This is a genomic window from Bifidobacterium miconis, from assembly GCF_019331735.1.
Taxonomy (GTDB): Bacteria; Actinomycetota; Actinomycetes; order Actinomycetales; family Bifidobacteriaceae; genus Bifidobacterium; species Bifidobacterium miconis.
In genome coordinates this window covers 1-24,580 of record NZ_JAHBBH010000041.1, presented here as the reverse complement: position 1 = coordinate 24,580, position 24,580 = coordinate 1, and the positions used below count along the sequence as shown (strand labels likewise).

Annotated in this window: 17 protein-coding genes; 3 read left to right on the top strand and 14 right to left on the bottom strand. The window is 66.5% G+C overall.

Going from position 1 to position 24,580, the window contains the following annotated elements; all coding sequences use genetic code 11:
- On the bottom strand, positions 1-1,265 hold a 1,265-nt coding region (locus tag KIH79_RS10890), incomplete at its 3' end, for a glycerate kinase (RefSeq protein WP_219059390.1).
- Positions 1,266-1,579: 314 nt separating this feature from the next.
- Between KIH79_RS10890 and KIH79_RS10885 the strand changes: the two genes are divergently transcribed.
- Together KIH79_RS10885 and KIH79_RS10880 are read left to right on the top strand one after the other, a co-directional pair.
- Entirely contained in the window at positions 1,580-1,849 is a 270-nt protein-coding gene (locus KIH79_RS10885) for a type II toxin-antitoxin system Phd/YefM family antitoxin (protein WP_219059389.1), read from the top strand.
- Entirely contained in the window at positions 1,849-2,106 is a 258-nt protein-coding gene (locus KIH79_RS10880; RefSeq protein WP_219059388.1) for a Txe/YoeB family addiction module toxin, read from the top strand. Before KIH79_RS10885 ends, KIH79_RS10880 begins: the two co-directional genes overlap by 1 nt.
- Before the next feature lie 32 nt (positions 2,107-2,138).
- On the opposite strand, the gene KIH79_RS10875 is transcribed toward KIH79_RS10880, so the two are convergent.
- From KIH79_RS10875 to KIH79_RS10865, 3 genes are all read right to left on the bottom strand, one after another.
- Entirely contained in the window at positions 2,139-3,371 is a 1,233-nt protein-coding gene (locus tag KIH79_RS10875; RefSeq protein WP_219059387.1) for a GNAT family N-acetyltransferase, read from the bottom strand.
- A 212-nt stretch (positions 3,372-3,583) separates the two neighbouring features.
- A complete protein-coding gene (gene galE / locus KIH79_RS10870) occupies positions 3,584-4,606 on the bottom strand; it encodes a UDP-glucose 4-epimerase GalE (RefSeq protein WP_219059386.1) in 1,023 nt (340 codons plus the stop codon).
- Positions 4,607-4,975: 369 nt separating this feature from the next.
- A complete protein-coding gene (locus KIH79_RS10865; RefSeq protein ID WP_219059385.1) occupies positions 4,976-6,535 on the bottom strand; it encodes a glycoside hydrolase family 30 protein in 1,560 nt (519 codons plus the stop codon).
- A 445-nt stretch (positions 6,536-6,980) separates the two neighbouring features.
- On the opposite strand from KIH79_RS10865, the gene KIH79_RS10860 reads away from it, so the two are divergent.
- Positions 6,981-8,432: a substrate-binding domain-containing protein gene (locus tag KIH79_RS10860; protein WP_219059384.1), complete on the top strand. Its 1,452-nt coding sequence runs from the start codon at positions 6,981-6,983 to the stop codon at positions 8,430-8,432.
- Positions 8,433-8,445: 13 nt separating this feature from the next.
- On the opposite strand, the gene KIH79_RS10855 is transcribed toward KIH79_RS10860, so the two are convergent.
- The 10 genes from KIH79_RS10855 to KIH79_RS10815 all read right to left on the bottom strand — a co-directional run.
- Positions 8,446-9,474 (bottom strand): AraC family transcriptional regulator, encoded by a 1,029-nt coding sequence (locus tag KIH79_RS10855; protein WP_219059383.1) that lies wholly within the window; start codon positions 9,472-9,474, stop codon positions 8,446-8,448.
- Between the two features lie 41 nt (positions 9,475-9,515).
- Complete coding sequence (locus KIH79_RS10850) at positions 9,516-10,535, bottom strand: peptidase C39 family protein (RefSeq protein ID WP_219059382.1); 1,020 nt, start codon at positions 10,533-10,535, stop codon at positions 9,516-9,518.
- Between the two features lie 33 nt (positions 10,536-10,568).
- Positions 10,569-12,260, bottom strand: coding sequence for an ABC transporter ATP-binding protein (locus tag KIH79_RS10845; RefSeq protein WP_219059381.1), 1,692 nt, complete (start codon positions 12,258-12,260; stop codon positions 10,569-10,571).
- Positions 12,257-13,069, bottom strand: coding sequence for an ABC transporter permease (locus KIH79_RS10840; protein ID WP_236023813.1), 813 nt, complete (start codon positions 13,067-13,069; stop codon positions 12,257-12,259). Before KIH79_RS10840 ends, KIH79_RS10845 begins: the two co-directional genes overlap by 4 nt.
- Complete coding sequence (locus KIH79_RS10835; RefSeq protein WP_236023812.1) at positions 13,066-14,157, bottom strand: ABC transporter permease; 1,092 nt, start codon at positions 14,155-14,157, stop codon at positions 13,066-13,068. The genes KIH79_RS10840 and KIH79_RS10835 overlap by 4 nt, the downstream gene beginning before the upstream one ends.
- 187 nt (positions 14,158-14,344) lie before the next feature.
- The gene (locus tag KIH79_RS10830; protein WP_219059379.1) at positions 14,345-15,988 is read right to left on the bottom strand and encodes an ABC transporter substrate-binding protein; all 1,644 of its coding nucleotides are present in this window, start codon (positions 15,986-15,988) and stop codon (positions 14,345-14,347) included.
- 379 nt (positions 15,989-16,367) lie between these two features.
- Complete coding sequence (locus KIH79_RS10825; protein WP_219059378.1) at positions 16,368-19,535, bottom strand: beta-galactosidase; 3,168 nt, start codon at positions 19,533-19,535, stop codon at positions 16,368-16,370.
- A gap of 294 nt (positions 19,536-19,829) precedes the next feature.
- Positions 19,830-19,958 (bottom strand): hypothetical protein, encoded by a 129-nt coding sequence (locus KIH79_RS13065; RefSeq protein ID WP_274518586.1) that lies wholly within the window; start codon positions 19,956-19,958, stop codon positions 19,830-19,832.
- A gap of 960 nt (positions 19,959-20,918) precedes the next feature.
- The gene (locus tag KIH79_RS10820) at positions 20,919-22,718 is read right to left on the bottom strand and encodes an ABC transporter ATP-binding protein (RefSeq protein WP_219059377.1); all 1,800 of its coding nucleotides are present in this window, start codon (positions 22,716-22,718) and stop codon (positions 20,919-20,921) included.
- Between the two features lie 105 nt (positions 22,719-22,823).
- The coding region (locus KIH79_RS10815) for an ABC transporter ATP-binding protein (protein WP_236023811.1) at positions 22,824-24,580 on the bottom strand (1,757 nt) is incomplete at its 5' end.

Genomic DNA, 24,580 nt, shown 5'->3' with positions numbered 1-24,580 from the left:
TACTGCGCGGCGACGATGAGGCGAGCCACGTTTTCGGCGGCGTTGGCGAGGTTGGCGGGGCCGTCGGCAAGGGCGTGGGCGAGCGGCATGGCGGCCGGGGTGATGCCGAACACGGCGTCGATGCCGAGATCGTGCAGCGGGTCGAGCGCATGTCCGTCGGGACCATAGTCGACGCGGCCGGCGAGCGCGACGACGCGGATGCGCGGATTGTCGCGTCGTGCGGCCTGCGCGACGCCGACCGGGGTTTTGCCGTATTGCGTCTGCGCGTCGACGCCGCCTTCGCCGGTGATGCACCAGTCGGCATCGGCCGCGCGTTCGGCGAGCCGTACGGTGCGCGCGACGATCTCCACGCCGGATTGCATGGTCGCGTTGGTGAAGGCGAGCAGGCCCGCGCCAAGTCCGCCGGCGCCGCCCGCACCGGGAGCATGGGCCACGTCGCGGCCGAGCTGCGCGGCGATGACGGCGGCGTAGTGCGCGAGGTTCGCGTCAAGACGGGCGATCATGGTCGGGGTCGCGCCTTTTTGCGGGCCGAAGACGGCCGACGCGCCGGTCGGTCCGATGAGCGGGTTGGTCACGTCGGACGCGATGATGATGTCGGTCGCGGCGAGCCGTGCGTCCAGTCCGGTCACGTCGATGGCGGCGAGACGGTCGAGAAAACCGCCGCCGTGCGGGATGGGCTGGCCATGCTCGTCGAGGAGGCGCGCGCCGAGCGCTTCGGCCATGCCCGCTCCTCCGTCGTTGGTGGCCGAGCCGCCCACGCCGAGGATGATGCGGCGGGCGCCGGCGTCGAGCGCGGCGCGGATGAGCTGTCCGGTGCCGTACGTGGTGGCGGTCAGCGGGTTTTTCGTCTCGTCGTCGACGAACTGGATGCCGCTCGCCGCGGACATTTCGATGACGGCCGTGCGGGCGGGAGACAGCGTCGATGTGGTCGCTCCCGCGGCACGATTGTCGACGGCACCGGCACGACTTGCATGATCTGACGGTTCAGTCGATACGGAAGCCGCCGATCCGACCGTCATGTCACCGAGCAGTCCGTACGCGGCGCGGATCGGCCGGCCGAGCGGGTCGAGCACGTCGGCGTATCGCAGTTCGCCGCCGGTCGCGTCGACGAGCGACTGGACGGTGCCTTCACCGCCGTCGGCCATCGGGATCAGGTCGTAGTCCGCGTCGGGCAGCACGCGGGCGAATCCGGCGCGGATCGCCTCGGCCGCCTCACGCGCGGTCATGCAGTTCTTGAACGAATCCGGTGCAATGATGATCTTCATGACGCTACTCCTCTGGCAGACGCACTGAACGCCGCAGACAGCGCAACGTTCAACGATATGCAGAACACTTATCCACATTATCCGTCGCACAAGGCACCTGTTGTGGATAACTCCCGACCATTCGACCACATGGGCCGGTTGAGCTGGACGGGAACACCGAAGATGACCTACCGTCGCAATACAGGCAAACGCACTATTGTCCGCAACGATGCACGAAAGGGAATCCCATGACCGCTACCTTACGAGATGCCGCGCCACACCATCTTGTACAATATCCGGTACAAGCACAGTCGCCGCCGAGAATGGAGAACGTCATGGTGCAGGCAGTGTCGTACAGCGCATTCCGCAACAACCTCAAGTCCTACATGCGCAAAGTCAACGAAGACGCCGACATGCTGCTCGTCACCAACATCAATCCGGAGGACAATGTGATCGTCATGAGAGTCGACGACTACGACTCCCTCATGGAATCGCTGCGCGTCCATCAGAATCCGTATCTGCGCGACAAGATCGCACGCGGATTGGACCAGGTCCGGCAGGGCAACGTCTCCTCGCATGACCTTATCGAACCGGGAGACGCGTAATGCTGCTGTGCTGGACGAACGACGCATGGAACGATTATCTGTACTGGCAGGCGCATGACAGGCGCACGGTCAAACGCATCAACGCGCTCATCAAGGACACGCTGCGCAGTCCGTTTGAAGGCATCGGCAAACCCGAGCAGCTCAAATGGACGTTTCCCGGCGCATGGTCGCGCCGTATCACCTCCGCGGACCGACTGATCTACACGGTCGACGGCGACCGCCTCTGTATCCTCTCCGCAAAGGACCACTACGAATAAGGATTTACCGTCAACGCCGTCAGGGCCGCAGGTCAGTTGAGGTCGGGCCAATACCAGCTCATGGGGAGCGGGAACCAGCCGGCGGGAGCGACGGGCAGGTCGCGGCGGTAGCGCGCGGCGGTGCCCATGATGAGGTCCTGCGCATCCGTCTTGTTCAGTTGCGGTGCGTCCGGGTCGGCGGCGCGTTCCACGGTCACGGTCTGCGCGCCGACCTGGGCACGGCTGTCGACCGCATCATGCGCGTCAAGCGCATTGCGCGTATCGGACGCGGCGACTCCGGCCGCCCCGTCGCGCACGGTCACGGTGACGGGCTGGCCGTCGAGCACGAGCGAGAGCCGTCCGGGCTCGAGCCGCCACAGTCGCGCCGCGACAGGCAGCCATGCTTCGAGCACGTTCGCATAGTTGAATATGTTCGCACGGCAAACCGTGTTCGCGGTCATGTCCTCGGCGAACGCGGCGAAGCGCGCGTTGAGTTCGGCTTCGTACGGCGCGACCTTGACGGCGATCGCGTGCTTGCCGCACGGCTTGAGCGCGGCGAGGTACGCCTTGCTCACCGCGCCCGCATCGGCCGGATCGGCGAGCGCGAGTTCGCGCACGTCCGCGTGGTCGCCGGCGGCGCGCACGAGATAGCCGATCGTATTGTTGTTGCGATCGATCGCGATGGATTCGCTGCCGAGATACGAGCCGATGCGTTCGATGACGTTGAGCGGCCGTTCGGCGTGCACGAGCCGCGAGTCGTTGAGCCGGACGACGAGTTCGGCGTCGCCGTCGCGCGTGAACATCGGCCGGAACGTGATGCCGGTCGCGTCGGCGCCGGCGAGCGCGTGCTTGACGTCGGATTCGTTGACGCTGTACGTCTGGTTCCAGCCGCACGGCGAGTAGCCGAAGTGCGCGTAGCGGTGGCGCAGTCCCCACAACACCATGATGTCGGTGCGGCCGTCGCGCTGCAGTTCGCCGTGCCACAGGTCGATGAGCTTGCGCATGTGGCCTTCGCCGCGATGGCGCGGATGCACGCACACGCAGCCGAGGAAGACGGCATGGATCGTGCGGTCGCCGACGGTGATGTCCTGCGGGTAGATGCCGACGGCGGCGAGCAGGCGGCCGGTGGTTTCGTCGACGGCGACCTTGTGGCGCGACGGCAGCACGTCGCCGGTTTCGGCGTAGGCTTTGGCGAGCGAGCGCTGTGCCTGCAGTCCGAACGCGTAATTGATCAGGTCGACCAGATCATTGGTTTCGGACGGTTTGACGTCGCGGTATTGCACCATGGTGATGTCCTTCTCGATGCTCGCGACCGTCCGCTCACCCACCCGGCACAACAATCGCGTTCAGACGACTTCGATCATCATCGATCGTAGATCACGCACGCGTCCGACACGCGACGCGATGCACATCCATACGAGAGTGGCGGAAATGTCTCGCCGACGATGTCGTCGGCGAGACATTTCCGCCACGAAAACGGCCGGCTCGCGGCGCAACGTCACTCGGCGTCGCGATAGCCGTTCGGGTTCTTGGTCTGCCAGTTCATCGAGGACGCGGCCATGTCGTCGATGCCCAGCTCGGCCTTCCAGCCCAGCTCGCGCTCGGCCTTGGACGAGTCGGCGTAGCAGGCGGCGATGTCGCCGGGGCGGCGCGGCACGATCACGTACGGGATCTCGTGGCCGGCGGCCTTCTCGTACGCCTTGATGACCTGCAGCACGGAGTAGCCGTGGCCGGTGCCGAGGTTGTAGGTGAACACGCCCGGCTTGTCGATCTTGCCGATGACCGCGACATGGCCCTTGGCGAGGTCGACGACGTGGATGTAGTCGCGCACGCCGGTGCCGTCGGGGGTGTCGTAGTCGTCGCCCATGACCTGCACGGCCTTGAGCTCGCCGATGGCGACCTTGGCGACGTACGGGGTGAGGTTGGCCGGGATGCCCTTCGGGTCCTCGCCGATGAGTCCGGACGGATGCGCGCCGACCGGGTTGAAGTAGCGCAGGATGACGACGGTCCACGAGTCGTCGGCCACATGCACGTCGCGCAGGATCTGCTCCTCGAACAGCTTTGTGGTGCCGTACGGGTTGGTGGTGCCGCCGGTCGGGGTCTCCTCGGTGATCGGCAGCTGCTTCGGGGTGCCGTACACGGTGGCGGACGAGGAGAAGATGATCTTCTTCACGTTGTGCTTGCGCATGACCTTGAGCAGCGCGATGGTGCTGTTGAGGTTGTTGTCGTAGTACTCGATCGGCTTGGCGACGGACTCGCCGACCGACTTGAGGGAGGCGAAGTGGATGACCCAGTCGATCTTGTTCTCGGTGAAGACGCGGTCCATGAGCGCCTCGTCGCGCACGTCGCCCTCGTAGGCCTTGACCTGCTTGCCGGTGATCTGAGCAACGCGCTCGAGCGACTTCGGCGACGAGTTGCAGTAGTTGTCGACGCAGACCACGTCGTAGCCCTGATTGAGCAGCTCGACGTCGGTGTGCGAACCGATGTAGCCGGCACCGCCGGTGACCAGAATGGTTGTCATGACGTTCTCCTTGTCATCATCTGTGGGATCGGGCGGACGGGCCGGACCGGCACGCCGCCGCTTGCTGACCGCTAAGTGTCCCAGTGGTTCCCATCATAGCACAACCAAACATTTTTTACCACGTTCTACCAAAAACGCAAACAATAATGTTCGGGTCGCACACCGAATTGCAGCGCGCATGCAAAGGCGGGCGCGCGACCGGATGCCTGTTGTCCGATCGCGCGCCCGCAAATCTCAATGGCATTGTGCCATACTCGGCGCAACGGGTCTGACTACCCCTCAGTCACTGCGTGACAGCTCCCCTGACAAGGAGAGCTCAGGAATAAGAACCCACAGCTCAAGTCCGGCAAATACCGGAACCGCATAGGGTCACTCGTCCTGGCCCCACACGCGCACCTTGCCCGGAGCCACGTCGCCGAGCAGGTGCTTCGGCGCCGGGTTGAGCTCGAACTCGTCGTCGGCCGGAACCGTGGACGTGTTGATCTCGCCGTAGCCCTTGTGCACGGTGACGGTGCCCCACGCCGGCACGGTGACCTTCTGCCACGCCGCACCCTCGCCGTTGATCGTCACGGCCGCCTCGATCGGCTCTCCGGTCGGGTTGTAGATGTGCGCGGCCACGTCGCCGTTCGGCGCGAGGAAGGCCACGGAACCGAGGCCGCCCGACCAGCCGTCCGGCGTGTAGTTGCTGGAGCGCACGACCACGGAGCCGGGTTCGACGTCCTGTCCGAAGGCGCGCAGCATGAAGTACTCGAGATTGCGGATGACCTGTCCGGTTTCGTGCTGGATGGTCACGACGCCGCGGCGGCCGGTCGCGCCGACCTGGTTCGGCAGGCCTCGCTCGTCGAGCGCGATGTTCCACAGCGTGATGAACGATTCGCCGTTGCGCACGAGCCAGTTGCCGATGATGCCGGACATGATGTGCGCGGCGTCCTCCGGCGTTTCGTCGATCATGCAGCGGCGTTCGGTCATGCCGAACATCCAGTGGCTGTAGGAGCGCGACGCGTTGAAGAAGTTGGAGTACGGGCCTTCGTACGTGTGCACGGTCAGGCCGTCGATGGACGCAGCCTCGTCCGGGGTGACGAGCTCGCGCACCGGCCACAGCAGGTTGTGCGTGGAGTCGTCGTTGATGAAGATGCGCATCTCCGGGAACTTCTCGTTCATGGCCGGGCGCAGGAAGTTGTGCGCGAATTCGGCCTGCTGCTTGAGCGTCCACATCATGGCCGGCCACTTGGGCGCGTTGCTCGGCTCGTTCTGCACGGTGACGCCCCAGATCGGAATGCCGATCTTGGCCATTTCCTCGACGTACTTGACGAAGTAGCGTGCATAGCAGCCCTCGAAGCTGTCGTGCATCGGGTCGAAGCCGTTGCCGGTCCACTCGTTGAAGCGCAGGTGGCCGCCCTGGCACAGGTGGCCGGTGTTCTTCATCCACGCCGGCGCGCTCCACGGGGAGGCGATGATCTTGACGGCCGGGTTGATCTTGAGGATCTCGAGCACGACCGGGATGATGTACTTGAAGTCCTTGGTGGCGTCCGGCGCGCCCGGTTCGCCCTCGCCGAGCGAGAACTTGGTGAGCGCGTTGTCGTGCTCGCCGAACGGCAGGTCGTCGTAGGTGTAGTAGGGCTGCGCGGCCGGCTCGCAGGAGCCGAGCGGGATGCGGATGACGGAGAAGCCGCCCTTGGCCGGGTTGAAGCAGTCGTCGAGGAAGGCGTGGCGCTGCTCGGCGTCCATCGATCCCCAGATCAGGGAGGCGGCGGCGTCGGTGATGGCCGCGCCGGCGCCGAGCCACGGCTGCTTGCGGTCGGCGGTGTCGACGACGATCTTCGTCGCGTCGCCAGGGTCGGCGACGGTTTCGGGCGTGGTCAGCGTTTCGCGGCGCTGCGACAGATCTCCGGAGGTGACGGTCCAGAATTCGTTGCTGTACTTGCTCATGACGTTCCTTTGGCGTGTGGTGTTGTGTGACGACTGCGCTGCGCGGCCGACCTCGACTGCGCGGCCGGCTGTGCCGTTCGCCGCCAATCATACATGATCGATCAGAAATAATCAACTTCAATCACACGTGTGTGTCAGGTTTCGGCGCGGAACCGTCGGGAGCGCACGACGGGCGGGACGACGTACGGACCGGCACGAGCGTCGCCGTCTCGCGATACACGCGCGCTACCCGACATGTCGGACACCCCGTCGCGGAACGGCGGAAGGCCGGGCGTCGCGCGACACTCGCGACAGTCCGAACAGATACGCTCACGCGCGCAATCGGGTACACTGAATGCAAACAGTAACGATCAACAACGGTACGTTGATCATCAATCGCCGAGCGTCATATGCAGACAATCAATCATTGATGATCAGCGGCGGACAAACGGAGATGTGCACAACCATGTCCAACACTACAGACGGCGCCCGGCAGACCGGCGCCGGCGCGGCGTCCGGCGCAACGAAGCGCGACTACCTGCCCGCAGAACGACAGGACATGATCCTCAGCCTTCTCACCCGACAGAACGTGGCCACCGTGCAGGAACTCGCCGCCCTGCTCAACACCAGCGACATCACCATCCGCCGCGATCTCACCACGCTCGCCGACGCGGGCCTCCTGCGGCGCATCCGCGGCGGCGCGATGTCCGTGCGCGACGCCCAGCCCGCGCGCGGCGTTCGCGCGAATGTCGCCTCGGTCGGGGCAGACGGAACGGCGACCGGCGGCGTGGCCGGTACGTCCAATGCGCCCGGCGCTACGACAACCGCGCATGCCGGCAGCGCCCCGCACGATGACTACATCGACGACCCGTTCGGCCCGAACGGCACCGACGGACCGATCGGCGTGATCGGCGAATACGGCCCGGGCTCGCTCGGCGCGACGGCAAACGCCGGCGGCAACTCGTTCGCCGCACACGACGGCACCGCCGCAAACGCTCGCATCCCGCACTCCGGACTGCCGTACGGGCTCGGCGCGCACGGACGCGGCGGCGACGACGCGGCCGACGCGCTGGCCGCGCTGGCCGGCCGGTCGATCGGCGTCATGCTGCCCGAACCGAGCTTCTTCTGGCCGAGCGTCATCGAACAGATGCGCACGCTCGCGGCGCACGCGCAGATCACGCTCAATGTGCGCGAATCGTCGTACAACGGCGACATCCACGAGGAACGCATCCTCGACGAGTTCGCCGCCGACCCGAACATGTGCGGACTCGTCGTCGCACCCACGTCAGAGCCAACCGTCAGCCAGCGCACCTGGGACTGGATCTCGACGTCGCCGCTGCCGGTCACCGTCGTCGAACGCGACCAGCCGGTCATCGGCGACTACTACGTCGACTCGGTGCGCACCAACCATCCGTACGGCGTGCGCAAGGCCGCCACGCACTTCATCCAGCACGGGCACACGAACATCGCCGCCGCGTTCACCAACACGCCGACCTCCGACGTGATCCTCGCCGGCTGGCTGCAGGTCGTGCACGACGTGCCCGACATCAATGGCACGCTCGTGTTCGACAGCGTGCAGCCGTACGATGCGCCGGGCGTGGAGGAAATCGTCGAACGCATCCTCGATTCGAGCACCACGGCCGTGCTCGTGCACTCCGACTATCTGGCGATCGCGCTCGCGCAGGCGCTGGAGAAGGCCGGCAAGCGCGTGCCGGAGGACATTTCGATGATTTCGATCGACGGCTACGCGACGCTCAGCTCGCGCCCGCTCACCGTGTTGCGCTCGTCGCCGCGCGACTTGGCCGAGGCGGCGCTGCGCACGCTCGTCGAGCGCATTTTGAACCCGGAGCGCGCCACGCGTCACGTGTTCGTCGACCCGCAGCTCATCGACCGCGGTTCGGTGGTCGACCGGGCGTAGGCCGTCGCGCAGCTCACACCGTGTTGTACAGGCGCGTGGGGAACGCGTCGCGGTATTGGCCCGGCGTGAGTCCCGTGCGGCGCTTGAACACGCGCATGAAGTACTTGGGATCGTCATAGCCGACTTCGCGCGCGATGTCGGCGACCGGCGACGGCGTGGAGCTGAGCAGTTCGCGCGCGCGGTCGACGCGGCATTCGACGATCTGGTCGTTCACGCCGATGCCGAACGCGCGCTTGTACACGGTCGTCAGATAGCTGGGCGAATAGTGGAACCGATCGGCGACCTTGGCGACGGTGATGTCGTCGAAGGCGTTCGCCATGATCCACGAGCGCACCGAGAGCATCGGGCCAAGGCCGACCGGCCGGTGGCCCTCGACGGCGACGTTCGCGCCGCCGATGCGCACCGTGTGGCCGTCCGGGCGGAATCCGCCCACGCCGCCGCCCGTGTCGACGCCCATCACGTAGCGTTTCGCGGCGCCGGCGGCGTCCGCGCCGCGCCCGTCGCGATCGGCGGCCGACTCGGTCATGCCGGCCACGAGCACGCGCGTCTGCGCGGTCACCTCGAGCAGCAGGCAGGTGAGGAAATAGTCGCAGTACGTGTTCGCATGCGGGCCGAAGCGCGCGTACAGGTCGATGAGCTGGCCGCACATCACGGCCAGGCGGTCCGGGTCGGCGGCGCGGCACCAGTGCGGCAGGATCAGACTGTCGCCGGACTGCGGCAGCCGGACCGCGTCGTCGGCGTCCCCGACGTGCATGTCGCCAGCGCCCGCCGGCAGCCGAAAGTGCATCCAATAAAAGTCGAGCGGTTCGGTGATCGCACGTAAGCCGGCGTGCTCAACGCCGGGCGGGAGCAGCGCGAGCTGGTTGGCGCCGATCGTCAGCTCCCGCTCCCCCACGCGCATCGGCAACACGCCGCGGCGCACGAACACCAGCTCGAACGTGTCGATCACGCGGCGCGCATGACGCCAGCCCGGCCCCGACACGAACTGGCCGATCGAAAAGAAATCCGCCGGGCCGTCCAGCCTGCAAGTCGTCACGTCCATGCCCACCAGCCTAGCCTCTCCGCGCTTTTCGTGCGCGCCGCTCAGAAGACGAGCATGGCCTGGGCGGAGCGGGGTTCGTCGTAGTGGATCATGAGTTCGAGGTCGGCGGGCCGGATGGGCAGCTGCCATGCGTCGACGGAGGTTTCGCCGTACTCGGCGTCGGTCCACGGGTCGTCGACGAGCAGCGCGCCGGTGGCCGGGTCGCGGCCGGTGACGGTGATCCAGTGCGGGCAGGCTTCGCCGTGCATGCGCAGCTCGTCGATGAGGACGACGGCGATATGGCCTTCGCTCACCACGTCGGCGATGTCGTCGGCGCTGAACGGCGCGACCGTGATGGGAATGCCGGCCTCGTGTGCCTGCCGTTCGAACGCGAGCTGCGTGTCGCGGGCCATGGCCGGGTCGAGCAGGCCGAGCTTGCTGTCCGGGTGCAGCGCCGGACCGGTATGGGAGACGCGGATCGTGGGATGAGCGCCGCGGCGTTCGGCGGCGAGCGCGAGTCCGTACGGCTCGCACGCGACGGCGATGGTCGCCTCGCGCCACATCTGCAGTTCCTCCGCGCGCGTGGGCTTGGGCACGATGCCGAGCCGGTGCATCGCGGTCAGTACAGCGACCGGCCCGCACGTGAATTCGGTGGTCTGCCGGTAGTGCGCGGTCGCGTCGGTGGCCGGCAGCGGCGCGGCGGTTGCGGTTGCCGCGTCCGATTCGGTGATGTCGTATTTGACGACGGTGACGTCCGGTTCGGCCAACGATTGCCGTTCTGCGAACGCGATCAGTTCGCCCCACAACGTGCGGTCGCCGCCGATCGCGGTGAGCTTCTGCTGGGCCGTGTGCGGACGATGATAGCCGAGCAGCGACGCGACGGACGGGCTTGCAGCCCCGGCTTCGCCAGTCGTGTCATCGGCAACGTTCGCGGCCGCATCGGTCACGGCAAGATACACGGTGCGCACGAGCGCGCCGCCGGCCTTGGCGAGCGCCGCGGCGGTCGGTTCCGGAATGGCGATACCGTCGATGTCGCGGAGCGTCTCGCCCTGTTCGACGGCGTATGCGATGTAGCGGGTCATGTCTGGCTCCTTGCGGGGAAATTCGAGGGAAATTCAGTCGAGGGCGGGCGGCATGGCGGCGATGAGGGTGCGCACGTAGTCGTGCCGCGGGTGGCTCATCACTTGGTCCGTGGTGCCGGTTTCGACGATTTCGCCGTGGCGCATGACGGCGATGCGGTCGGCGATGCGGCGCACGGTGTCGAGATCGTGCGAGATGAACAGCATGGCCAGTCCCAGCCGCGAGCGCAGTTCGAGCAGCGTTTCGAGCACGTGCGTCTGGATGTTCGCGTCGAGCGCGGTCACGGCTTCGTCGGCGACGAGCAGTTTCGGTTCGGGCGCGAGCGCGCGGGCGATGGCGACGCGCTGGCATTGGCCGCCGGACAGCGTGCCGGGCTTGCGGTCGATGAATTCGGATTCCAGCCCGACTTTGGCGACGAGCGCGCGCACGGCCGCGTCGTCGGCGGGTTTGCCGGACACGCGCAACGCCTCGGCGAGCGTCTGACGCACGGTCATGGTCGGGTTGAGCGACCCGTACGGGTTCTGGAAGACGAGTTGTGCTTCGCCGCGCGACCAGCCAGTCGGCTTGCCATCGTTGCCGGCGTAGACAACGTTGCCGGAGTCAGGCGTTTCGAGGCCGACGATGCAGCGTGCGACGGTCGATTTGCCGGAACCGGATTCGCCGACGAGGCCGAGGATTTCGCCGGCGCGCACGTCGAGCGACACGTCGTCGACGGCCGGCGCGGCGGCACCGGCGAACGTTTTCCTGAGGTGATCGGCCCGCATCACCACGTCGCCGGGGGCCGGCTTGTCGGTGACGGCGAGTCGCGTGTGCGCGTCGAGCAGTTCGCGCGTGTACGGCGAACGCGGATGGTGCACGACCTGGTCGCGGCCGCCTTCCTCTACGACCTGTCCGCCGTGGAAGACGACGAGATGATCGGCGCGTTCGACGGCCAGCGCGAGGTCGTGCGTGATGAGCAGCAGCGTCATGTGCCGGCTGGAGCGCAATGATTCGAGCAGGTCGAGTACGGTTTCCTGCGTGGACGCGTCGAGCGCGGTGGTCGGCTCGTCGGCGATGAGAATGCGCGGGTCGGGCGCGAGCGCGGCCGCGATGGCGACGCGCTGGCGCATGCCGCCGGACAGTTCGTGCGGGTACGCGTCGTACACGGCCTGGGACAGGCCGACGTCGACGAGCAGCCGTTCGACGGCCGCGCGGCGCTGCGTCTTGGTGAGTCGGCCGCTCTCGACGGGCCGATCGTCGCCGGCTCGGTCGTCTGCGAGACCGGTGCGGCTCGCCGCACGCAGTCCGTCTTCGATCTGGCGGCCGCAGGTGCGCAGCGGGTCGAGCGAGGAGAACGGGTCCTGCGGCAGCCAGACGATCGTGCCGCCGCGTAGTCTGCGCCACGCGCGCTCCCCCGCTTCGAGGTTGATCGGCTCGCCGAACAGCGCGTAGTCGCCGCTGGCGTCCGACCGGTCAGGCAGTAGTCCGGACAATGCCTTCGCGGTCACGGATTTGCCGGAACCGGACTCTCCGACGACGGCGACGGTCGCGTCGCGCGGGATCGTCAGGTCGACGCCGTGAATGATCTCCTTGCCGCCGATCGTGACGTGCAGGCCGGTCACACGCACGGCCGGCGACGCGACGGTCGCACTGCCGTCGTTCGCAGCGTGCGCAACGTTCGCGGCAACGTGCGCAAGCTTGGCATCGTTGGCGGCAACGTTTGCGGAGGAAACAGTCTTGTCGCTCATCGTTCCGCCTTCTCGCTTTGCTCGGTGATGAAGTCGCCGACGATGTTGAGCGCGATCGACGTGACGATGATGGCCACGCCGGGCGCGATCGCCGCGTACGGGTTGTCGAAGAGGAGGTTGCGCGCGTCCGAAAGCTGCCGGCCCCAGTCCGCGTCCTGCGGCGAGACGCCGAGGCCGAGGAACGAAAGGGACGAGAGCGAGACGAGCGCGTTGCTCATGTCGAGGAACAGGGCCGCGCCGACGAGCGGGCGGATGACCGGGAACAGGTGGAACGCGAGCGTGCGCAGCGGTCCGAGTTCAAGCAGGCGCGCCGCGTCGAGGAACGGGTCGTTGATGTGCGCGAGCGCGCCGGATCGCACGAGGCGCACCTCGTACGGCGCGTACAGGATCACGAACACGAGCACGTTCGTCCAGTAGCCGCCGCCGATCACGCCAGCGACGACGATCGCGAGCAGCAACGTTGGCAGCGAGAGCATGAGTTCGACGATGCGGGAGATGATCCAGTCGACCCAGCCGCCAACGTATGCGGCGGTCAGACCGAACACGAGGCCGACGGCCATCGCGCCGACCGCGATCGTGACCGGGCCGATGATCGCCGTCTTCGCGCCGGCGAGCGTGAGCTTGAACACGTCGCGGCCGAGCGAGTCGGTGCCGAGCGGATGGTCGGCGTCCGGCAGGGACGTCGACAGCATGATGTCCTGGTCGAGCGCGCCGGCTGACAGCGCGGGCACGACGCTGAACACCACCACGACCGCCAGCACGGCGAGCGCGAGGATCAGCGGCAGACGATGCCAGATTCGAGTCATCATCGCACGTTCTCCTTTCCGGCATTCGCGTCGGCGTCGTGCGCGGCTGCATCGACGGCGCGGTCGTCGCCGGCAATCGTGCCGTCGTTGTCAGTCCCGCGAACGTTGCCCGGATCGACCACCGACGCAACGGCCGCAACCGGCGACCGCCGCACGCGCAGGCGCGGGTCGACGAGCGCTGCGAGCGCGTCGACGACCGCCGTCGCGACGCAGATGATCGTCGCCATGATCATCGTGATCGCCTGCACGGTCGGAATGTCCTTGAACGTAACCGACGTCTGCAGCAGCGTGCCGAGCCCGCCGATCGCGAACGTCGTTTCGACGATCACCGTGCCGGAAACGAGCGTGGCGATGAGCAGTCCGGACGACGTGATGATCGGCAGCGCGGCGTTGCGCAGCTGGGCCGCGAGAATCGTCCACCGGGCGACGCCGCGCGAGCGTGCGAACAGCGTGTAGTCGGAATCGACCTGCTTGATGAGCGAGGCGCGTGAGATCTTCACCACGGACGCGAACAGGCCGACCGCAAGCGTGATCGCCGGCAAGAGCAAATGCCAGAGCGTGTCGAGGAACCCGCCTTCGCCGAGACCGTAGATCGGGAACCAGCCAAGCTGCACGGACAGGCCGTAGAGCAGCAGCAGTCCGACCGCGAAACTCGGCGCGCTGAGCCCGGCGACGGCGAGCGCGGTGACGAGCCGGTCCTGCCAGCGGCCGTTGTGGCGTGCGGCGAGGATGCCGAGCGGCAGGCCGATGACGAGCGCGATGGCGAGCGCGAGCAGGGCGAGGGCGAGCGTGATCCACGCGCGCTGGCCGATCATCTGCGAGACGGGCAGCTGCGTGCGGATGGACGTGCCGAAGTCGCCGTGCAGCAGGTTGTTCAGCCAGCGCAGGTACTGCCGCCACAGCGGATCGTCGAGATGGTACTGCGCGCGGATGGCGGCGAGCTGTTCGGCGCTCACCTTCTTCGCGCCGGCGAGCGTGCGGGCCGGGTCGCTGTTGGTCATGTACAGCAGGCCGAACGTGACCAGCGACAGCACGAACAGCAGCAGTATCAGGTTCGCCAGCCGTTTGCCGAGGAATTTCAGCGCGTCCAACGGTTCCTCCCTTCCAACGTTCTCATTCGGCATACAACCAAGCTCCCCTTGTCAGGGGAGCTGTCGGCGAAGCTGACTGAGGGGTAGTCAGAAGGTCGGCTCCTTAACTACCCCTCAGTCAGCCATACGGCTGACAGCTCCCCTGGCAAGGGGAGCCGAGTGCGGTTTCGCTACCGGTTCTACCGGCTTATTGTTCCACGAAATCGGCGGCCCAGTTGGTGCCGAGCCAGAACGTGTCGATGTTCTTGAGACCGAGGCCCTTCTTGGTCGCGACCGCGGCCTTGCCCCAGTAGACCGGCGAGTAGATGTCCTGCTCGAGCGCGGTCTTGGTGGTGTCGAGCACGATCTGCAGCTTCTCGTCCGTGTCGGTGAGCGTGCCGATCTTGTCGGTCTGCGCGGCCACGTCCGCGTCGGTCCAGTTGGCCGGGTTCGCGCCCGCGCCGCCGGCGGCGAGCAGCCACGAGGTGACCTCGTTCGGCTGCGGGGTGGTCGGGTTGTAGATCATCCACGCCACGCCCTGCTTGCCGTTGCCGACCTCGCTCAGCCACTGCTCGAGCGGGATCTCCTTGACGTCGACGGTCACGCCGAGCGGCTTGAGGGATTCGGCGAGCGCGAGGGACGCCTTGCCGACGGCCGGATAGCCGGTCGGGTACGTGAGCGTGGTCTTGAAGCCGGAGGCCTGCGAGGACTGCTTGAGCTCCTCCTTGGCCTTGTCGATGTCGTAGTCGAGCGCGCCGAGGTTCTTGACCTTTTCGGCGGCCTTGTCCTTGTCGTTGTCGGTCCAGCCGGCGAGCTGCTCCGGGGAGTCGATGCCGGTGGCGACCTCGCCGTAGCCCTTGAGGATGCCCTTGACGACGCCGGCCTTGTCGAGCGCGTAGGAGAATGCCTTGCGCACGTGGATGTCGTCGAACGGTTTGACGCCCTGATCGAAGGTCAGGCCGTAGTAGGAGCGGTCGGAGTAGGCGGTGACCTTGGCGCCGTCCTTGCTCCACTGGCTCACGCTGGTGACGGGCACGTTGAACGAGGCGTCGACCTTGCCTTCCTGGAAGGCGAGCAGTCGGGTGGAGTCCTCGGTGATGAAGTCGACGCGCACGGTGTCGGGGCCGTCGTTCTCGCCCCAGTAGTCCTTGAACTTCTTGAGCGTGACGTGGCTGGACGGGTCGAATTCGGTGACCTGATACGGGCCGGTGCCGACGATCAGCTTGCTGGCCGAACCGTAGTCGCTGCCGGCCTCCTCGCGGAACTTCTTGGATGTGACGAACAGGCCGGCCACGTTCGAGACCTGCGTCGGGAACTCGGTCTGCGGGGTCTTGAGCGTGATGGTGATCTGCCATTCGCCGGTCTTCTCGACCTTGTCGACATAGTCCGGCCAGTAGACGGACAGGCCCGGCGACAGCTTGGAGTCGCGCGCGGTGTTGATCGAGTCGACGATGTCGTCGGTGGTCAGCGAGCTGCCGTCGTGCAGCTTGACGCCCTGGCGGATGTCGAACACCCACGTCTTGTTGTCGGTGCTGCTCCACTTTTCGGCGAGCGCCGGCACGACCTTGCCGGTGGCGTCCACGCCGGTGAGGCCTTCCTGATAGAGCGCGGCGAGCTGGTAGTTGGCGCTGCCGGCCTCCTGATTGACGCTCAGCGTGCTCACGGCGGAGGCGCTGGCGATCTTCAGATCCTTGACGGCGGTGCCGGTGGTGGTTTTGGCACCGGTTTCGCTCGGCTGGTTGGCGTTGTTGTTCGAGCTCGCGCCGCAGCCGGCGACGGCGAGCGCGAGTGACAGCGCCAGTGCGACGGGCGCGATCACCTTCTTGAATACGTTGCGTTGCGTGGTAGCCATGGTCTTCCCTCTCGTTTCCTGTATGACGGGCGTTCACGGGCGGGCGTGGTTCCATACCATGCCGAACCGATGAATGTCGTTGTAATGTACACTAGCCGGTCAACGTTTCGAGGGGAAACGACACGAAGGGCGTGAAAACGTTGGAATCGCAACGTTTTCACGCCCGCTATAGCTTATTGGTATACGAGATGCGGCTCATATTGCGGCGTGGCCGGCGTACTGGGCGATCGTCGGCGCGTCCGGCGGGTGCGGCCTGCCCCTGCCGGTGCGGCAGCTGCCCGGTCGGCGAACGCCGGCGGTGCGGCCGGCGAACGACGGCGAACGTCGGCACGCAACCACGTCCGCCGGTGCCATCACGCAACCACGTCCGCCGACGCCGTCACGCCCTGCGCGGCAGGTCGACGGGCCCGCCGAGCGTGACCGCATCGAGACGGCCGGGCTCGTCGCGCGTGGCCTCGGCCCAGACGCGCAGGTCGCCCTCGCCTTCGGGCACAAGGAACAGGTTGCCGCGCCCGCCGGCCAGCACCGTGCCCGGCAGACCGCCGAGCACCATGCGTCCGAGGCAGGATTCCCGGGTGAAGGAGGTGAGCTGCAGCCCGTCGCCGCGGAACCGGACGACCGTGTTGCGCGCGTGCACAGACTTGGCGATCGCATCGGCCGGAATGCGCAACCACTGGCCAGCGCCGGGTGCGATGGCGAGCGGAAGCGTCGCCGTGCGGTCCGATTCGGATGTCGCTGATGCCGGAATCGCCGTGCCGGACGCCGCTTCAGTATCCGTGGCGGACTCCGGAATCGCCGCACCGAACGCCACGTCCGCGGCCTCGCGCAGCTCGCGCAGTCCCTGCGCCGCCATCGTCCAGCCGGTCACTTCGCGGCCGGTCAACAGGGCCATGCGTCCGGCGTTCTCGCCCCACGTGCGCCAGACGGTCACGGTCAGCCGGTCGCTGTCATGGATGTCGCCGAGCCACAGCGTGGGCGTGAGCGGCGTGAGCGCGCCGACCGGCCGGCCGTTGAGCGCGACGTCGCAGCGAGTCTGCCCGTGCTCGACGTGCAGCGCGGCCGTCGCGTCGCCCGCGTGCAGCGTGCGCGTGTAGGCGAGCTTGTGCGGCCATACGTCGGTGGTGCGGCCGCCCAGTCCGCCGCGCGGCAGCGGATCGTCGCCGATCGTCAGTCCGCGTGCGCGCAAGTCGCGTTCCGCGGCCGGATCGTCGGGCGCGTATTCGGTCAGCCAACCCGAATTGAGATCGTATGCACGGGTGACTGCGATCGCACCGGTGATGCCGCGCTTGGCGCTCAGCCGCAGCGACGGCAGGCGCGCGTCGTCGAAGTTGGAGTGTCCCCAGATGCGCGCGGTGACTTCGAGCACACGGGATTCGGGTTGCGCGAGCGGTCGTTCCGCCGCGTGATCGGAGCCGGCGATGGCGGCGGCGTCAGTTGCATCGGCAGCGCCGGCGTGAGCTTCGAGCTCGGCGCCATCATTGCGTTCGCGCGTGAACGGCACGTACAGCGCGCCGCCGCCGTTGGCCCGCCACGGCGTGACCACGGACCCATCCGGGCCGTCGCAGCGCACGCTGATCGTGTCGGCTGCGTCGCGCAACACCACGCCGGTCACGTCGCCGGCTTCGGCCGCGTCGAGCGGCGCACGGTACCGCATGGATCCGGCGTAGACGCCGCAATCCTCCATCGGCAGCGCGCGGCCGTTCGCATCGTCCGGCACCGGAACCCACACCGGTTCTGCGTCAACGTTCGCATCGGTCGTGTCCACCGCCGTCATCGTCGTCTCGCCGGCGCAGGACGGCCGGTACAGGCGTGCCGGACGCGACAGCGCGACGCGGTAGGTGCGCGTCCCGCCGTCGTCGATCGAGAACGTGACTGTGCCGTCGGTGCCGGACACGACGAGCGCGCCGTTTTCGACGCGCGTCTCGACGTCCCCGGTCTGCCGGATCACGGCGATCGCCTCGCCGCCGGCCGGCGCGAACGCGGCCCAGACCGTGCCCGGCTGCGGAACCGACAGCGGCGCGGACAGTTCGATCGACGTGACCGCCGCCGTCCGGCCGTCTTCGGCACAGTCGACGCCGGCATGATCGTCTCCGACGCGAACGTTATCGACACGGCCAGCGTCGTCATCATCGCCGCCGTGCTCCGCGACGGACAGCGCGACCGGCTCACCGTTCGTCGCGCACAGCGTCAGCGCGTCGTCCAGCGGCATGTCGTGCACCAGCATCACGCCGGCGCCGGCGGGCAGCGTCGCGGACGGCAGACGCAGCGACGGGGACGCGTCGGACGCGAGCGCGACCGTCGCGACGCGACGTGCGACGTTGGTGAGCGTGGTCAGCAGGCCGCCGCCGCGCAGGGCGAGCGTGCCGATCGCAACGCCGCCGTCGGACGGGTCCGCGTCGTCCGTCGCGTCGAATGCACGCCCGTCAGGATCGTTCGCCGCCACGCCGTGCCATCGTTCGCCGTCGGGCACGGGATCGGCCAAAGCCAGCCGCTCCCCCAGCGCGGCGATGATCGCGGACAGCCGGCGCGCCTCGTCCGCGTCCGGCCGCTCCTGACCGGCGGGGTCGATCACGCCGCCGAAGTCGTAGTCGTGGGTCATGTACGATTCGAGCGCGCCCCAGTTGTTCACCGACGTGGTCAGGTCGAAGTCCCAGCCGGACACCTGCAGGAACGGGCCGACGAACTGCGCGCCGTTGCCGACGAGCCGGCGCAGCGTGCGGTGCAGGCGGTTCGTTTCGGTGACGATCAGCGGCGCGCCGTGGCGGGCGACGGCCGCGCGGTAGTAGCGAACGTGCGCATCCATGTCGACGCCGTTGTCGTCGGCGTACAGGTTGACCGCGGGCGTGACGACAACGTTCGCGGCATCGCCCGCGCCGGACCGCGCGATGTCGCCCTGCCCGGCGCACGCGACGATCGGCACGTCGATGCCGGCCTCGCGCATCATGCCGGCGAGCGCGCCGATGTAGCCGCGCGGGTCGCGGCAGCTGTAGAAGTCGAGTTCGTTGTCGGCCTGCACCATGATGACCGGACCGCCGTGCCCGTACTGCCGGCGCGCGATGATCGGCAGGATGCGGTCGTACCAGCCGCGCACGGCGTCAAGGAACGCGGGATCGTTCTGCCGCAGCGCCTCGCCGCCCCCGCGAGCCGGATCGGTAGCGACCCATGCGGGAATCGCGCCGCCGTCCCATTCGGAGCAGATGTACGGGCCGGGCCGCACCATCGCGTACAGGCCGGCCTCGTGTGTCATGCGCAGGAATGCGTCGATGTCGTGCCGGCCGGTGAAATCCCATACGCCGGGCGCGGTTTCGTGGAAGTTCCACGGGATGTACACGTCGATCGCGTGGTAGCCGAGCCGTTTCACTGCCTCAAGCCGCTGCCACCACTGCGCGCGCGGCACACGGAACGGGAACAGCGACGCGCACAGCAGCACGCGCGGCACGCCGTCGATGAGAATACGGCCCCGCTCGAGCCTCACTGCCTTCGATGCACTGTTTCGATCGCCGGACCGGTCGCCGGACTGGCCGCCGGATTGGATGGACTGGTTCATGGTCGCCCCTTCTTGACGATTGACGATGCCGGCGGGCAGGCACATCGCCGTCGGCGGTTCGGTTCATTCCCATGACCACTGTAGGACGATCGCGACAAAGAAAGGCCCGCATCCGTGCCGATTGTTGAAATCGGGCGGGATGCGGGCCTTGCGGGTCGGCTGCCGTTACGCGGGTCGCGGGGCCGATCGGTTGGGATCGGTGCGGCTGTCCTTACGCCGGCGAGCGTTGAAGTTCGAGAAAGTCTGTATGCGTCTGCGATGCGCGATTGGCGGCGACGCGACGCCGGGCGGCGCTTACTTGCGGCCTGCGAGGTGCTTGATGGCCTTCCAGGCGGCCTGCGAGAGCGCGTAGTATCCGAGCGACGGGTCGTTCGCGGCCAGCGGGGAACGCAGAGCCTTGTTCATCATTTCTTCGTCCATCATGATGGACTCCTTTCCGTGTCATGCCGTTTTGAACGGTTGGTTTTCAGTTGCTCTATCTTCGGTTATGGCTCCAGCATATGTCGCTCTGCCTTGCCGCGCATGCCGATTTCGTCGTATCTTTATCATATTCATCGGGTTTCACGATGATATTTACATTCTGTTCACGTATGTGACGGAATCATGACGATCGCTTCCGTCGCAATGCGTCGTAATCCGCCGCAAACCGTCCGAGATCCGTCCGCACGGCATCATTCGCGCGGCAAAACGGATAGACCTTCACCGACGTTCCCCGCCAGCAGCATCCCCAGCGCAGCAAAACCGACGGACCTTTCGGAGAATCACCCCGCCAAGAAGGCCCCCCGCGAGGCGAAACACCGAAGGTCCAACTGAAATACCCCGCCAATACTCCCCAACGAAGCAAACCGGATAGATCTTCGGCAAATCACCCCGCCAAGAACCCCCTCAGCGAAGCGAAATGCCGACGGTACAACCGAAATATCCCTCCAACACGGCTTAACGGCGCAAAACCGACAGATCCTCGGAAAATTGCCCCGCAGAACAGGGCCCCAGCGAGGTGAAACACCGAAGGTCCCACCAAAACACCCCACTCATGCTCCGCAACGCAGCAAAACCGATGCATCTTCGGCAAATCACCCCGCAGAACAGGGCTCCAGCGAAGCAAAACACCGAAAGCCCAGCCAAAACACCCCGCTGAATGCAATAAGCGGGGCATATCTCCCAAGGTCTGGAAGATATGCCCCGCTCAGACAGCCCTCAGCGCGACATAACGCCGAAGAACCAACCGGAATGCCCCACAAGACGGCGACGGCCAGTACTGGGGTCATTCGGCCCGAGCGTTCGGGCCGGTCATTCGGGCCGATGGTTCGCTTGGCTCGAACGCTCGGTTCAGACCGCCCCAAGCGCCCCAAGGCAGACCGGAGACGGCATTGCCTCAGCCCGCTACTGCCCCTGCGCCACGCGGATCATCGCGTACTGCGACTCGTAGAGCCGGTAGTACGCGCCCTTGTCCTTGAGCAGCTCCTTGTGCGAGCCGTGCTCGACGATCTGGCCGTGGTCGATGTAGAAGATCTCGTCCGCGTTCTCGATCGTGGACAGGCGGTGCGCGATGATGAAGCTCGTGCGGCCCTTGAGCAGGTGCGCGAGGCCGGCCTGCAGCGCCTCTTCGGTGCGCGTGTCGATGTTCGACGTCGCCTCGTCGAGGATCAGGATGCGCGGGTCGGCGAGCAGCACGCGCGCGAACGCAATGAGCTGGCGCTGGCCGGCCGACAGGGTCGAGCCGCGCTCCTCCACCACCGTGTCGTAGCCGTCGGGCAGCTCCATGATGAACTCGTGCGCGTGCACGGCCTTCGCCGCCGCCTCGATCTCCTCGTCGGTCGCGTCGAGCTTGCCGTAGCGGATGTTCTCGCGCACGTTGCCGGAGAAGATGAACGTGTCCTGCAGCATGACGCCCATCTGCTTGCGCAGCGATTCGAGCGTCACGTCGCGCACGTCGTATCCGTCGATCGTGACCGACCCTTCCGACACGTCGTAGAAGCGCGACAGCAGGCTGATGATCGTCGTCTTGCCGGCGCCGGTCGGGCCGACGAGCGCGATCGTCTTGCCCGGCTCGACGTGGAAGTCGACCAGGTTGAGGATGTTGCGGCCGCCCTCCTCGTAGCGGAACACGACGTCGTTGAAGTCGACGCGACCGCGGATCTGCGGCAGGTCGACCGCGTTCGGCTTGTTCTCGATCTCCGGGACCACGTCGAGCGTCTCGAAGATGCGCTCGAGGTACGCGGAGCAGGTGATGAGCTGGTTGTAGAAGTTGCCGATGTTGATGACCGGGTTCCAGAAGTTGTTCGCGTAGCCGACGAACGCGATGAGCACGCCCGTGGTCACGTTCACGCCGCCGAAGCCGGTCACGCCCACGAAGTAGATGAACGCGATGGTCATCACGGAGATGGTCTGCACGCCCGGCCACATGAGGAACTGGATGTGCACGGCCTTCATCCACGCGGAACGCACCTCGCCCTGCTGCTGCTGGAACGTTTCGAACTGAGACTTCTCCTGCGCGAACGTCTGCGTGGTCTTCACGCCGGCAATCGACTCGTGGATGTACGCGTTGAGGTTCGACTGCTTGTTGGACAGCTTCTGGAAGGCCCGGCGCTGGAAGATCTTGAGCACGTACACCCAGATGATGAGCGCGGGGAACAGCACGAGGCTCCACAGCGCGAGCTTCCAGTCGATCACGAACATCACCACGAGCGTGATGATGAACGTGAACACGTCGGAGATCACGTTGATCAGGCCCGACGAGAGCGTGTCCGACAGCGTGTTCACGTAGTTGACCACGCGGATGAGGATCTTGCCGTGCGGGCGCGAGTCGAAGTAGCTGAACGGCAGCGTCTGGATGTGCGTGAAGATGTCGCGGCGCATGTCCTTGAGCATGAGCTGGCCGACGCGCGTGATGGACACGGTGCGGTAGCGCAGGCAGAGCTCGTAGACGACGATCAGGCAGGCGAGCAGTCCGGCGAGCGTGCCGAGCTGGCCGAGGTCTTTGTGCGGGATCGCCTCGTCGATCATGATTTTGGTTAGGTACGGCACGGACACGGCGATGCAGCTCATCGACACGACGACGATGAGGATGCGGGCCACCTGCCCGAGGTACGGTTTGAGATAGTTGCCGACGCGCAGGATGTCGTGGAAGTTGATGGACTCCTCGAGTTCCTCATCCTCGCGGTACGTATTGCGTTGTGCCATGATTCCTTATCCTTGGGAATGCTTTGGTCTTGCTTGTTGCTTGGCGTTGGGCGTCGCGTGCCGTCGCGGCCGGCGCCGGTCGCGACGGTGGCGACGAGGCGCGGATCAGTAGCCCTGCGCGGCGCCGGACTGCAGGCCCAGCTGCTTGTGGTAGATCTCCCAGTAGCGGCCGTGCGCGGCGACGAGCTCCTCGTGCGTGCCGCGTTCGACGATGCGGCCGTGTTCGAGCACGAGGATCAGGTCGGAGTCCTTGACCGACGAGATGCGGTGCGCGATCGTGATGATCGTCTTGCCGCCGTCCATTTCGCGCAGGTGCTGCTGGATTTCCGCTTCGGTTTCCATGTCCACGGCCGACGTCGTGTCGTCCATGATCAGGATGCTCGGGTCGTCCGCGAGCGCGCGGGCGAGCGACAGGCGCTGCTTCTGGCCGCCGGACAGGCCGACGCCGCGTTCGCCGACGACCGTGTTGTAGCCTTCCGGCATGGACTGGATGAAGCTGTCCGCGCCGGCGATGCGCGCCATGCGCTGGATGTAGCGTTCGTCGTGGGCCGCGTCGTTGTTCGCGCCGAAGCCGATGTTGCTGCCGATCGTGTCGGAGAACAGGAACGTGTCCTGCGCGACGATGCACACTTGCGAGCGCAGCGTGGCGAGCGGCCAGTCGCGCGCGTCGATGCCATCGATGAGCACGTGGCCGACGGTCGGGTCGTAGAAGCGCGAGATGAGGTTGACGAGCGTGGACTTGCCCGCGCCGGTTTCGCCGAGGATGCCGAGCTTGCTGCCCGCCGGGATGGAGAAGTCGATGTCCTTGAGGATCGGCGTGTCCGGGTCGTCGGGGAACGCGAAGCTGACGTGGTCGAAGCGGATTTCGCCGCTGATGCGGTCGGGGGTCGGCGGATGCGCCGCGCCGACCTGTTCGGCGATGGTCACGGCCTGCTTGACGGCGGCCTCCGCGTCGGGCTTTTCGACGATGCGCGACTGTGCTGTCAGGAGCTTCCTGATCTTGATACAGCTGGCGTTGAAGCGCTGCCAGTCGTTGATGAGCCAGCCGGACTGTCGGACGGGGCCGTCGATCATCCACAGGAACGAGTTGAAGCTGACGAGGTTGCCGAGCGTCATGTTGCCGGTGATGACCAGATAGCCGCCGAAGCCGAGCGTGATGAGCTGCAGGCTGAAGCCGAGGCCGTCGAGCCACGGCATGTACTTGCGCGAGTTGTACGCGAGCGCCATGTTGCGCTGCATGTAGTCGTCGTTGTGCTCGTCGAACTTCTGCGTTTCGTACGGTTCGCGCACGAACGCCTTGACGACGCGATTGCCTTCGATGTTCTCCTCGACCATCGAGTTGAGGCTTGCGAGCGAGTTGCGGATCGCGAAGAACAGCGGGTGGGCGTGCGTGGACAGGCCGCGCGTGAGGATGAAGATGAACGGCGTGACGCAGGCAAGCGCGAGCGCGAGTCGCCAGTCGATCGAAAACATGACGCACAGCGCGCCGATGAACATGACCACGCAGTCGAGCACGTTGTAGCTCACCCAGCTCAGCGCGTGGCGGATGGCGTCGGTGTCGGAGGTCAGGCGGCTCATGATGTCGCCGGTGCGCGTGTGGTTGAAGTATGTGAAGTCGAGTTCGTGCAGCTTCTCGTATTCGTCGGAGACGAGACGGTAGACGGAGTTCTGGCCGAAGCGTTCCATCCACATCTGGTAGCCGTATCGGGAGCCGACGCGGATGATGGTGAACACGATCATGAGCATGCACAGGTGCGCGAGCCGTTCGGTGTGGCCCTGCGTGATGACCTGGTCGACGAGCATGCCGGAAAGGAGCGGGATGGTCAGCGCCATCGTGTTGTTCGCGCAGAACAGTACGAGCG